This is a genomic window from Bacteroidia bacterium (assembly GCA_027493955.1).
GTDB lineage: Bacteria > Bacteroidota > Ignavibacteria > SZUA-365 > SZUA-365 > JAOSJT01.
Genome location: JAOSJT010000001.1, coordinates 3,312,430 through 3,326,089, shown reverse-complemented (window position 1 = coordinate 3,326,089; position 13,660 = coordinate 3,312,430). Strand labels below are relative to the sequence as shown.

Annotated in this window: 7 protein-coding genes; all 7 read right to left on the bottom strand. The window is 57.4% G+C overall.

Features of this window, described 5'->3' with window-relative positions:
* Nucleotides 1-365: 365 nt before the first annotated feature.
* The 7 genes from M5R41_12745 to M5R41_12715 all read right to left on the bottom strand — a co-directional run bounded on the left by M5R41_12745 (nt 366) and on the right by M5R41_12715 (nt 13,610).
* Nucleotides 366-2,006, bottom strand: a complete 1,641-nt coding sequence (locus M5R41_12745) for a hypothetical protein (protein MCZ7557260.1) — start codon at nt 2,004-2,006, stop codon at nt 366-368.
* Between the two features lie 64 nt (nt 2,007-2,070).
* On the bottom strand, nt 2,071-2,463 hold the full coding sequence (locus M5R41_12740; protein ID MCZ7557259.1) for a hypothetical protein: 393 nt from the start codon (nt 2,461-2,463) through the stop codon (nt 2,071-2,073).
* A 422-nt stretch (nt 2,464-2,885) separates the two neighbouring features.
* Complete coding sequence (locus tag M5R41_12735; GenBank protein MCZ7557258.1) at nt 2,886-4,943, bottom strand: hypothetical protein; 2,058 nt, start codon at nt 4,941-4,943, stop codon at nt 2,886-2,888.
* Nucleotides 4,944-5,070: 127 nt separating this feature from the next.
* Nucleotides 5,071-6,177: a porin gene (locus tag M5R41_12730; GenBank protein MCZ7557257.1), complete on the bottom strand. Its 1,107-nt coding sequence runs from the start codon at nt 6,175-6,177 to the stop codon at nt 5,071-5,073.
* Nucleotide 6,178: 1 nt separating this feature from the next.
* Complete coding sequence (locus M5R41_12725; GenBank protein ID MCZ7557256.1) at nt 6,179-7,396, bottom strand: ammonium transporter; 1,218 nt, start codon at nt 7,394-7,396, stop codon at nt 6,179-6,181.
* 269 nt (nt 7,397-7,665) lie between these two features.
* Complete coding sequence (locus M5R41_12720; GenBank protein MCZ7557255.1) at nt 7,666-12,351, bottom strand: S8 family serine peptidase; 4,686 nt, start codon at nt 12,349-12,351, stop codon at nt 7,666-7,668.
* Nucleotides 12,352-12,506: 155 nt separating this feature from the next.
* Nucleotides 12,507-13,610, bottom strand: coding sequence for a serine/threonine-protein phosphatase (locus tag M5R41_12715; protein ID MCZ7557254.1), 1,104 nt, complete (start codon nt 13,608-13,610; stop codon nt 12,507-12,509).
* Nucleotides 13,611-13,660: the final 50 nt, after the last annotated feature.

The window sequence follows — 13,660 nt, the reverse complement described above, 5'->3', positions numbered from 1 at the left end:
GTTCTGTCCATCGGAAAACGCGGCTCAATGGAGATGAGAGCAAAGATGAACGCTCCTGACGGAGTTTCCTTCGGGGTTGGAGTCTGAAGCACAAGCGAACACAAAACAGCCCGTCGGAATCGCTGCTCTTCATCAAGAAGCTATTCCCGCCGTATCCCGACATGGAATAGTCAGAATTTTTGGAAGCCGTTTCGGACTGATGGAGGAAGTCCGTCAGGCGGACGGTTGTGGGAACAAGAGAAGCGGAAGCTTGAATGAAAACACGCGCCGGCCGGCGCGTGTTCTTTTGGGAATCCTATCACCGATATGATCTATGCAGGAATCGGTACGTTCGCACCACGCAAAGATCGGGTGAGTGACATGTCCTACCATGACAAATCATAGCAACGTATAAACAGTCCTTTCCTATTCTTGTACAAAGCCAACAAGCGTGGCTTCGTCGCTCCCAGCTGCTGCATCCTGGCAATGCAGTATCCGCGGATGTGACCGTCTGCCTCGGAGGTGCTTATATACCTTGTCGCGATGCCACTCAACGTCACGGCGGACAGGAATTCCAGGTGATACCGAAACGTGTTCTTCCTTCCACCATCGGTATACGACCGGTCAACGACAATAACCATGAGTACGGTGTCCGAAATTGAAAAGAGTCCGTCAATACTTGTTTTCGGAGGGTTCCTCATTAATGCAGCCAGGATATTAACACTCGCGTCATCGCACATGCCGTTGACGAGCAGATGCTCTTCGGGCAGAATGTAATCCTTGGTCACGATTGCTTCGCTCTTGTCCTTGGACAGATTGTATATTCTGCTGCCCAGCGTCTGCACGGCGAACACAGAATTTCCGCTTACAGCCGAATACGTGTTGAGGAAATTAAGGCCCAATCGACAGTTGCGGTACACTGAGTCAGAGGTCAGCACAGGTTTCAGTGTATAGTCACTCAGGTTGAACTCGAAGGCGGAAAACAAGCTGTCGTAATTTTCTATAGGGAAGGTGGCGCCTGTGTATTTCTGTCCGGACAGATAGAGACTGCTTCCCAGAATGGATGGATTGGATTCGACACCGGAGTAATTGTCCCCGAATCTGAAAATCGATACAAATCTTTTTCTGATATAGTCATACACGACATGCATGGGAGCACGGTACACACCCATGACCTTCGATCCGCCCTCGTCTCGCTCGCGTTGCAACATCGCGTTAAAGAATATGTGTATCATTCCGGCCGAATCCGCAACCAGGCCGCCGATTTCTACCGTGGGATGCAGCCCATTCTTATCCTTGTACAGCGACTCTCCCGATACGCACGCTAACTCTATCCTGGCGGTATCGAGGGAAACCGCATGCAGCAACGAGCCATGTTCGATTTCATACACTGCGATCGTCGGTATACTCGTATCGTAGACCAGGAAGAGAGAGTCGAACATGGTATTCCCGAGACGGGGCTGAGACATTTCCAGGCCGGGTATCTCCGCAAGAGTCAGAAGAGACGCGGGTTGCACTTCGCGTCGCTTGCGGTCGACGGAATCGATAAGAGATAACAATTGAGTATCATCAAAATCAATTTCGCTTATCACTCCCGATCTGAACATTTCCGCCGCTTCGTCGATATAGAGCCACCAAAGAACATTCGTCCGGGTTCTGTCGGGAAAGTACACTGAGAGCATCGTTCCGTCATCGGGGATGGCCGTCACGTTGCTCCTGTTCGACATTCCTTTAGAAATATTTCTGGCCTCCACCAATCTGTCGCATACGATCACATTCGCCATACACAGTGTCGATACTTTCTCCGTGATCCGATTCTGAAGTAATTCGAGCTGAATGCTGCATTTGACGCAACTGCGGTTGGGCTTCACAAAGAATGCAAGATTCGCAGAGCACTCTTTCTGCGAAGAAGTCCTCATCGCCGCAACGAGCAGGTCGTACGGTCGGGACTCCTGAATGTTTCCCTGTGCAATTCCGGTGGTAAATAAAAACAGGAGACCTGCAAAGACTGTGGAAAAGCTTTTCATGCTGGTACCTTGCATTATGGTACGCCCGCATGCAATCATGTGGCCGTACCGGGTGACTCGTTCACTATTCTACGTAATCCGCCTCATTGAACCAATATTCGGTTCCGTCCGCTCCGCCTTCTACTTCCTGATAGAGTGCTACGGGATAGTAGATGGGACCGATGGTGTTGCCTTCCGGGTCGATGACGACATTTCTGACACCTGTTGCTGTGAATTCCCACGTGGCACACTTGACGTTATATGGAGGCTTACATACCCATATGGTCCAATTACCCTCGAAGCCCTTCAACCACGCATGACCATCAATGGAGGCCGGAATCCCGAGCATGTCAGCAGTAGACAGACTGATGCTGTTTTCCAGTGATTGCTTCTCCTCCTTTCTCTCGCCAGGTAGGGGATTGGCGGAGACCATTGTGCCAGCCATCATCAAGGCAATGGCGATTACGATTCGCATCACAACCCGTTTCATTCTCACCTCTCTGGAATGTGTATAAAAAGAGCCAGTTAACCTGGATACAATTAAAGCAGCAAATATTGGGCCAGAATACGAAATACACATCCTAAATGGGGGGGGTAACATTATGATATTGAACAATATGCGGATTACAGCTCATAATATACTTGAGCCTGCGATGCCGCAAATACGTGAATAAATGCCACTATGCGCGTGACAACTTTGCACGAGTGATCGCGAGTGATAATAAATCACAGAGGACAGAATAATCGGTAAATAGGATATGATCTGTCTGGTTATAATGCGCCATTCCCCGAACCTGCGCAGGATCCTCTTAGTCAGGCAATCCTTTATAATAACATGGCAAACCTGCGGTACGGGATACTCATACCCGGACCTACATGCGTAATATCCGCCGTCGCCGCCTACTCCTGCTCAAATCGAATCATACCCGCGGGTGCATCCACGCCGTAGCCGTGCTGGCCCGGGGACTCCGTCTGTATCCACTCGCTGTTGTCAGCCGCGCGGGTATGCTTGTAGGTGTCTTTGCCGCCGATATCGAAAAACAGGCCGGTGGAGGGGGCGTACTCGCGCCACTCGCCGCCCCGGCGCATGGTGGCGTACCCGAAGGCGTTGCCCACGGGCGCGTAGCTGTCGTCGCCGCGAATGTTGGCGAACAAGGCGAAGCTGCTGTTCAGCGCGCTGCCGAAACTGCATGCCCGCTCGTCGCCCCTGCTCATGGTGTAGCGGTCATTGCCGCCGGCATCGATGTAAAAAGCGGCCGAACAGTCATGCGCCGTGCCGAAGCCCAGCGTCATCACGAGATCGGATTCGTCGTCGCCGCCATCCTCGAGCAGCACGCCGATGGCGTAATGTGCTGCGGCCCCGAGATTGAAGAACACGCCGCGGTACTTGTCGTTGCCCGCGGCGTCGTGCAGCACGCCCATGCCATACCAATAGCCGCTGGCCTGAGCGAACACTCCCGCGGAATACTCGTCGTCGCCCTCAAGATCGGTGAGAATGCCAATCCCTCCGGACATGTCGTGGCCGTCGGTATGATCGGCGCGCCGGCCCGAACCAAAGCCCTGCGCGTCGCTTTCGTTGTGCAGGGGAGTTTCATCGCCGGTGTGTATGAGATCGGTATCGTCCGCAATGTACTTGTCGTTGCCCCGCGCGTCGGCCAGCAAACCGAGCCCCTTGGAAAAGCCGTAGCCCTGTGCGTAGTACACGGTGTGATAGGCATCGTCGCCGCTTCTGTCGAACAGCACACCGATGCCGTACAAGCCCGCGCCCTGGCTGAAGCCGAGCGAGGCGTAGCGGTCGTCGCCCTCCGTATCGTACAGCACGCCGACGCCGAAACGTCCGCAACCCTGCGAAAACGTGCGGGAGCTGTAGCTGTCGTTGCCCTGCAAATCGGCCAGCAACGCAATGCCGAGTACGCCCGCGCCCTGCGAGGGAATACCCGCATGTTCGTTGATGTAACGGTCATCGCCATCGACGTCGATGCACACGGAAACGGGCAATGTGGGGGAGGTGGCGGCCACCGCGCCGTAGTACACATCGTCTCCGCCGAGATCGATGAGCAAGGCACAATCCTGTGCATAATGGGCATTGTTGTCGCCGTCGCGCAGGAGCAGGCGCCCGAGCGGCGTGGGAATATCAAATGCGTATTTCGCTCCCGCATAGCGGCGCAGGAGATCGAATTCCTTCTCCACCGCCTGCGCCAGCATGGTTGCGCCCCAGGAGGCGGAGTGTCCGTCAAAGGCCACTGCTGCATCGTACACGATTTGGTCAAAGGTATGCGCGTCGCATTGTGACTCCTCCAGCGTGGTGGAGGAGAAGATGTGCGCAAACTGCGCTGACGAGATACGCGCCAGGGAGCGGTTGCGCCAGGAGGCCGCTTCGGCAATGGCGGTGACGATTCTTGCGATGGAGCGCTGCAAATCTTCAGGTAGCGGTGCAATCAGACGGGCAAACTCCTGCTCCCTGTCCGTCCAATGTTGCGTAGGCAGCGGATACACAATGAGGTTTCCCAAATCCTGCGAGCGCTCACGATACAGTCGTTCAATGGCATGCAGCAGGGGCTGCTCTTTTGCCGTCTCCGGTGTATAGTCGAACCCATATCGTCCGATATTGTATCCGAGATTTCGGCCGGAGTTGAATATCAGTCCGGCAAGCGGACGTACCTGCGCGAGCAGCGGTCGCGGAAAATTACTGCTGTCGCCCAGCATCCACATACGGTAGCGCCACAGCATCTCGCGCGTGAAAGAGGGGATTTTCAGCGGACGTGCAAGCAGAGCGTCGAACCAGGGCAGGCGATAGGGATCCGCCGGACCGGTGGGATTCCACGCGGGATGCGGTCTGTATCCTACATTGCTCGAGTCCCGATTGAAGCGCTTGAGCGCCGAGTTGAGCAAATCGTCCTGCGCCACCGCGCCGGTGGTGAACAGCAGCAGAAGCAGTAGTGTCGCGCGGAATTTCATAGTCGCTGTAAGGCTGTACGTGAAACGGAGCTCACCACAAGATCGGACCGGGAGAGCGGAAATAAAAACTGCGGCCGCCCGGGTGGGATGGGGCGGCCGCAGTGATCGCGCTCAGTGAGAGGTGGGATTAGAAGAGGAAGAGCATTTGAAGTCCAAACGTGAATTGGGAATCCGCGTTTTCCAGAGTGACGCTCTCAAAGGAATCGCCATCTTCGAAGACCTTCTGATCGGACATGTCATAGCGTAGGTCCGCGCGGATTACGAATTGCTCCGCAGGACGGAACTCCGGCGTCACGGTAATCTCGGTCAATTTCTGCTTCATACCGGTGCGCAACCCGTCGGTGTCGTCAAACATCTCGCCGCGCAGCGCGAGCGAGAACTGCTCGTGCAGGTTCAGACGCACATAGCCCGCGAAGCCGGTCCATGCCGCATCCTCGCCTTCGGCGGCGGCACCGGCGGCTGAGCCGAGATCGACATTCGCACCGACGGAGAGCAACTCGCTCAGCGACCACACCGCAACGAAATCCATGACGGTTGTTGCGTCGCTGTTGTTATCGGCGAATTCGGTTCCGTGAATCACGTTTGCGAACAGGGACAGTTGCTCCATGGGTGCCACCGCGAGCTGCGCGCCGATGGTCTTGTTGCTGTTGTTCTCGACAGCATTGTCCCAGCCATTGGCCACCATCAGCATACCCGACACGGCGTCGGAGAAAGCGTAGCGGGCGCGGAGTCCGGTATGGGCGAAGGGTATCGCATAACCGAACAGGAAGCTGCGACTGATGTTGTCGTTGTAGCCGTCGCAGCCCTCGATCAGTTCATAGCCCATGTGCGTCGTGAATTTGCCCATGTCGAGCCGTAGTCCGCTGCCTATGGGAGCCACATAGCTGGCATAGGCCTGTAGCAGGTCGATGTTGGTCGAGCCGAACATGCCTGCCGAGGCCGTGTACATCGGCAGCATACCGGTGATGACATCGGCGCGGAAGCCGGCGTCGCCGCTATTTTCCGCGTCCTTTGCAATTGCGAGTTGAAACACATCCGGCGTAAAACTGTTGTGCTTTTTATCGAAAATGCGGTAGCCGTTTTCGCCCGAAGCGGGAGTGTTGAAATTCCAGGTGAAGGACGAGGCCGCCATTCCGTGCAGCGTGATCCCATCATACCATTTGGCATCCTGCGCGTGCAGATTGTGTGTCAGTAATGCGGTGAGCAGCAATAGTAGCAGTGAACATTGTCTCATGTCAAACTCCTTCGACGTAGGCGACTTCACCGTGCAGGGATTCGTCGAGACTGCTTTCTTCAGAATCGCTCGTGCGCACCGGTGTGATGAAATTGATGAGCTTGAGAGCCCCATAGGTAAAGAGGAAGGCGTATGCTGATGCGCCGAGTACGGCGAAGACCTGCTTGAAAAAGAAGCCCGCACCGCCGAAAAGCAATCCATCGGCACCGGCGGCATTGATGGCCGTGCTGCCGAAGAGGCCGAGGCAAATGGTGCCGAGAATGCCGCCTACACCATGGACGCCCCAGACATCGAGCGCATCATCCCACTTGAGACGATTTTTCATGCTGACGGCGAAATAGCAAATAACGCCCGAAGAGATGCCGATAATAACGGCGCTGCTTGTGGACACGAAGCCCGCAGCGGGAGTGATGGTTGCGAGTCCGGCGACAGCCCCCGTGAGGAGACCGACGAATTTTGGTTTCTTCTCGATGGTCCACGCCAGGATAAGCCAGGTCACTCCGGCAAAGGAGGCCGCGATGTCGGTGTTCAGAAAAGCCAGGGCGGTGATTTCGTCCACGCGGAGTTCGCTGCCCGCATTGAAGCCGTACCATCCGAACCACAACAGTCCCGTGCCGAGTGCCACGAGCGGTATGCTGTGCGGTCCCTGTTCTTCCACGCGCCGCTTACCGACAAAGAACACGGCGGCCAGGGCAGCCATACCCGCCGTCGCATGCACCACGATGCCGCCCGCGAAATCCAGCACACCCCACTGTGCCAGCAATCCTCCGCCCCATACCATGTGTACGAAGGGGAAGTACACGAACAACAGCCACACGACCAGAAAAATCAGATATGCTTTGAAGGTGACGCGATTGGTGAATGCTCCGGTGATCAGCGCGGGTGTGATGATGGCGAACATCATCTGATATGCGATGAAAACCATGAGTGGGATGCGGTGTGTTTCGCTGCCGAAGACATCGGTCACAGAAACACCCTGCATGAACGCATGGTCCAGATTCCCGACGATACCGCCGATATCTCCGCTGAAACAGAGCGAATAGCCCACGGCAAACCACAGCACCGTGGTCACACCCATGGACACGAAACTCTGAATCATAATGCTGAGGACGTTCTTTCGCCCGACCAATCCTCCGTAAAAAAATGCGAGCCCGGGCGTCATCAGCATGACCAGGCTCGTGGCAACCAGCATGAAGCCGGTGTTTCCGGTGTCGAACATAGCTACTCCAGTAAAAAGGTACAGAGCGCCGCCCGCTGTTGTATCCGGGACGAAGCGCATCGGATAGATCTCTCCGAATATAGAATACCGGAGCACCGTGTCCAATACGAATTCCTCTGAAAATCCTGTCAGCCGAAACACCGCGGCCTGTGTAGGGAAATCCCTTCAAGGTCCGTGGTGTACGGCGTTCGGTGTGCGGCAGTGTGGGAGAAAAACGAAGGAGTCCGCGCCAAGCGCGGACTCCTCGGGGTTCGTTGCTGTCGGGAGAATTATCGCAGGACGATAATTGTCTGTGTCGCCAACGCGCCGTCTCCGCGCAGCAGCAGGGTATACTGACCCGGATGCAACTGCGAGAGATCCAGCGGAAGGGCGTGTGTTCCGGCATCGAGCATACCATCGTGCATGACGGCGATTTCGCGACCGAGCACATCACGCAATTCGAGCGTGGCATGTGATCGTTTAGGCAGGGAAAGCAACACCACGCTGCGGGCTCCGGCGGGATTCGGCCAGACGGATCCCAGCGTCATCGTCGTTGGTTTCGATTGCGTGCCTTCCGCAGAAAGCACGAGCGGAATGAAGCTGCCGGATGCGCTGAAGGGTCCCCAGCCCGCACTGTTACCCGCGCGCACACGCCAGTAGCAGGGCGAGGCAAGCGCCGCGAGCGGTATGGTCAGGCTCGTATCGGTACGCGAGCTGTCCACGGTCGTTTGTCCGAGGAAGCCCTCGAATGCGTACTCGAACCAGTAGCGATCAATCTGCGGCTGGGAACGGGTCCAGACAAACTGTACAGTATCGCTTTGCATGACGCTGCCATTCAGCGGGGCGAGCAGTGTTACCACATCCGGGAGACGCAGCGTCGTGGTAAAGCTCCACCATGCGGACCATGGCCCCTCGTCGCCGCCGCGTCGGGCGCGCACACGCCAGAAGTGCTCGCGCTCTTCAGCGAGATCCGTGCGGGATACAAACGTGTTCGATGCGTCATACGCCGATGCGGCGAGCGAATCGGTGCCGAGTTCGAGTGTGTACGCATCGGCACTTGCGACGGCTGTCCAGACAAAATCCACCTGCTCCGGAGCTTGCACGCTTCCATGAGGAGGCAAGCGCAGTTCCGGTGCCGCCAAAGGTTCTGTTCCGGTGGTGAAGCTCCATATTTCGCTCCACGGACCATCGCCGCGCTCATTGCTTGCGCGCACTCTCCAGAACACTTCGCTCTCCGCCGGAAGAGCCTGAGCGGGCTTCCAGCTGTCGCCGGTAAGACCCGTCTCGTTCAGCAGTGTGCCGGAGAACTGCTCGTCCGTGGAAAGCTGCAAGGTGTAGGTCTCGGCGGAAACAAGCGGCAGCCATTGGAAATCCGGATGCAGTTCAACTTTCGTGGCCTTATGCTGTGGCGCGACGAGTTGTACCGCCTCCGGCAGATCACGCTCTGTGAGGAAGCGCCGCACTTCGGACCACTCGCTGGCGCCGGCGGCATTTGTTGCGCGGACGCGCCAGTAATGCCAGGTCCCGCGGGCAAGATTCGCTGCGGCGTAGCGGGCGAATGGAATGGCCGCCGCGTCGAGCAGTTTTACCTGGAAGGCGGTGTCGGTGGATAACTGAATGTGATAGGCGGTCGCGCCTTCCGACGTCTCCCAGGTGAACGAAGGATTGACGGAAACTCCGCGGGCTTCGGCTTCCGGAGTGAGAAGTATCGGCGCTTCCGGTTCGGCGGGTATGGTGGTAAACACCCAGCGCTCGGACCACGGGCTCGAACCTCCGGCGTTGACTGCGCGCACACGCCAGTAGCACGGCTGATTGTTCCCGAGGTCGGGGACGTTGAGCGAGGGCGACTGTACGTCGGTATTGTCTACGAGGAAGCCACCTTCGAACAGCGAATCCGTGGAGACCTGCACGTGATAGCGCAGCGTTCGTGCGGGGGGATCCCACAATATCGTGAGCAGCAACGGCTGATCCTTGGCTCCGTTTTTCGGAGTGACGAGGCGGGGCGCATCCGGCGGAGCGACGGCAGTCGTGAAGTAATGCGGCGTGGACCAATCGCTGATCCCCGATGCATTCGAGGAATTCGCGCGCCAGTAATAACCGGTTTCCGGCAAAAGCTGCGGGAAGGCCTGTGTCGTCGCGGTGACGTCCTTTGCATCCATCAGCAGGTTCGAGAAATTGGCCTCACGCGAGAGCTGCACACGATAGCGCAGCGCCGACGTTGCTTGCTGCCAGACGGCCGTCGTGGCGATAGGAATGTTCGCGCTGTTATTGGCCGGATACGTGAGCACCGGCGCGGGGGGGCGGGCCATGGGAACTCCGGACACCACCCACGCGGGTCCTTGCACGAGTTCGGCTTTTTTATTTCCGGGCATAGCGTTTGTCGTGAGTCCGGACGCATCATCAAAAACATACTGTGCGAGCAGTCCCGCTTCCGTCCCGCTCAAGCCGCCGAACATGCCCAGAGTAATTTCCTCTTCCGTCCGGACCGTGCTCCAGACTCTCACCTCATCCATAATGCCGTAGGCCGCAGCCGGTGAGGTGGAGGGGACGTAACCGAGATACAGCGGTCCACCGGCGGTGGACTGCAGGTCACCCGCGAAATTCTGCTCGCAGCGACGTGCGCCGTTTACGTAGAACCGCACTTTACCCGAGGCCTTGCTGTAGGTCACGGCAACGTGCGTCCAGGCGTTCAGAGGAATGGTGGTGGCGCAGCTCACCACACCCGCGGGATGAAACTCGATGGCATTGCTCTTCAAGCGCAGCGACCAGCTCTGACCGCTGTTGCTATTGTGCTTGGATGCGACGACGAATGCGCCGTTGACCCAACCACGCGGATACACCCATGCCTCGATGCTGACGGCGTCTTGCTGCTCCAGCACATCGAAACCGGCAACATCAGTACGCACGACGTGGTCGTCCGTACCATCGAACTCCAGCGCGTGACCCGCCTGTGTCGTATTGCCCCCCGTGGCGAAGGTCCACACATCGGACCAGTCACTCACTCCCTGCGGATCGCGTGCGCGGACCCTCCAGTAAAAGAGCGCATTCTTCTTCAATCCCGGTGTGTCGTACCAGAATTGTGTCAGGCCCGTGGCATTGACAACGGGATTCGCGAAGTCCGAAGTCTCCGCAACCTGCAACTCATAGGTCTGAGCGCCTCTTGCCTGATTCCAGAGTAAGGCCGGAGTGACGCTGGAATTGACAAGTCCATTGGGCGGTGACAGCAGGGAAACCTGATTCGTCACGCTCGCGATGATCGATACCCACTGCGACTCACCCTGCAGCGTCCCTTTGTGCGTAATGCGGATGATGTAATTGCCTTCGTCCGGGGTCTGGATATACACCTGCTCGATGTTGTCGGCGATATTGTCATCGCGTCCTGCCGGAGCGGCGGGATTCGCGGCGCTCAGTACCCAGGGCAGATGCTGTCCGGTGGAAGGATCGATGAGACGCAGGTCGAGATCGTTGATAAGAACGCGATTCGTAGGATCCACTTTCTCGGGTTGTACCGAGCCTGCGGGATCCGTCCAGCAAATAGTGACCTTGAGCGGTCCCCGACCGGGACTGTAGATCTGCTTCGATATGGTCTGCCCGTTGCGTAAATCCTCTTCCAGAATGAGCACTGAGGGATTGTTCTGCGCTTTCGCGGACATCAGCTTTGCGGCGGATGCGGTATTCATGAGACCCCAGCCATGCATGAAATCCGGTCCGGGCGCGGGACCGGCCTCATCGGCGGTATGGAGAAGGAGGCCCTTGATGGTGGAAGCGCGCAGGCGCTGCGAGCCATGCAGATTTTTCTGGTGCTGCAGCAGCAGGGCAATGGATCCGGTCACACTCGGGGCGGACATGGAGGTCCCGTTGTAGGTCGCATAGGCGGTGTTGGACGACCGGATAGCGGAATATAAACCGACACCATTCGCTACGATGTCCGGTTTGATGCGGCCATCGTCGGTGGGGCCCCATCCGCTGAAAGAGCTCATGCGCACATCGCCCGGGGCACGGTACCCTCCGGGGATGTCTTCGACAGCGCCCACGGTGAGAATGTTTTTCGCGTTGCCGTAACTGGTGACACAGTCATACCCGTCGGTACCACCGTCTTTCGGCCGGACAGTCGTGCTGAGCGACCAGTTGCCGTTTTGATTGATCCAGTGAGAAACGGGTTGCGACGATGGGCCCTCGCCGCGGTCATTGCCGGCGGACTTCACCGGAAGGTAGTATTGGGCGCTCATGACCAGCTGATCCCACTGCCTCGCCCTTTCCTCGTAACGGCCGAAGTTTCTGTCCTCCACCGGTGTATCACCCGGAACGCCGAACCAGGCCCAGCGGCCGTCGTTGCGGTAGTTGTTAATCCAGCCCGTGACACTGCCGTAGGAGTGATTGGATACCTGCACCCCGTCGGCGGCGCGGGCGGTCATTTCCGAGAGATCGCTGTTCCAGTCATGCGCCAGCAGCAAACCCTCGGGCGCCATGCCTTTCGCTTCGGCTTTCACTCCGGCAGCAATCATGGTCGCGGCCACGTGGGTCGCATGATCCGACTGCGACGAGGTGTTGTCCATTTGCGTGACGCGATTTCCGAATTCCTGATGCGTTGTTCGCACCTTTCCGCCGTCCCATTCGGCGATGGAGATCCCCGCTCCCGTCAGCGACAGACCGAGAGTTCCCCCCGGGTGCAGTCGCGATGAGGAGATGGTTGCGGCCGAGACGGCATTGTCGGTGATGAAGTACTCCGGACGGTTGTTGACAAAGCGTTGAAGCTCCATGATGCGACCATCTTCCCGCACGATGCGAAGCGGCATTCCGCTAAGCACAGCGCGGATTTCCGCCTCGGAACGGTCGCGTTGCCACTGCAGATCCAAAATCTCGGATCGGAGGCGCAACTCCTGAATCTGATTTTCGGTGTACTGCGAAAATGCGGTGGTGGAGAAAAGAGCGAGCGCGAAACTCGTGAGAGCGAGGTACTGTCTGAACATTGCCATGGCATCAGGTGGGCTGTGTCGGGGATGAGTCGCTTCCGCGGGAGCGGAAACATCCCTACAATATATGTGACACAGGCAAAAGGTGAAACGGACTTTCCTGTCCGGTCGCACATCCCGGAGAACGCTCGATGCAGCGATGGCAACGATGGAAGGATTTACCCGGCGACGATGTCTGCCGGCGTCCGACGGATGAGCAGCAGGGAAAGGTCGTCGTGGCGTGGAGCGTCGGCGCAGAAATGATCCACGCGTTCGACGAGCAATTTTCCGAGATCGCAGACGCTCAGTTCACGGTAGCGGGAGAGAAGCTTTTGCAAGCGTTCGTCCCCGTAGAATTCCCCCTCCGGATTGCGTGCTTCGGTTACGCCATCGGAATAGACGACCAGAGTATCTCCTGCTTCAAGCGAGAGCTTCAGCGCTTCATAATCCCGGTGACACAGCAAGCCCAGAGCAGGGCCTCCCCTGCGGAGTATTTCGAGTTCTCCACCGCGAAAGAGCATGGGCGGCATATGACCGGCATTGAGCAGTTCGATGTCGCCGCTGTCTTTGACGGCCTCCAGGTACACGAGTGAAGCGAAACGGTTCGGCAATCCATCGCGATCAAAGATCTCACTGAGCTGGGTTCCCAGAGCGGCAACAGATTCACGCCCCGGTGCGAGTGCCCGGATTGTTGCCTGCAGCTTCGCCATGAACAGGGCGGCGCCGAGTCCCTTGCCGGCCACATCGCCAAGTGAGAGTCCCAGACGGTTCTCATGCACATAGATGTAATCCACGAGATCACCGCCCACATCGTTGGCGGGACGAGAAAACAGGAAAATATCCCAGCCCCGGAAGCGTGGATGCTCTTCCGGCATCAACGCCATTTGCACCGCGCGACCGGCCTCGAGCTCGTCGCGTGCCAGGAGCTTGTCCTTGAGCTCGAGTATCAGAATGAAGACAAAGAGAAATGCGCCGAGAACTTGTCCACCGCTCATGCCCGAGGATTGACCGTCTTGCGTAAAGATCAGCAGCAGGACACCGACAAGCAGAAGGAAGCGCCGCACCGGCGTCAGACGCAGGAGCATCGCACGGAAAATCCACAGCGGGATGAACAGCAATTTCCGCAGCATCCCCATGCGCTGCAGAGCCTGTTTCTGTTCCTCTGTTAAAAAGAGCGCCATCATCTCCCGATAATCGCGCTGAATGCCCTCCTTCAAATCCATAGTGCGGAAGTCGCTGCGAAGCGTGTCCCGCAAACTCTGTTGTGTACCGTCAGGATTCATTCCGCCTGGGCCCAGGACTGTGAAAATGCAACTCCATAATACGAAGCCGA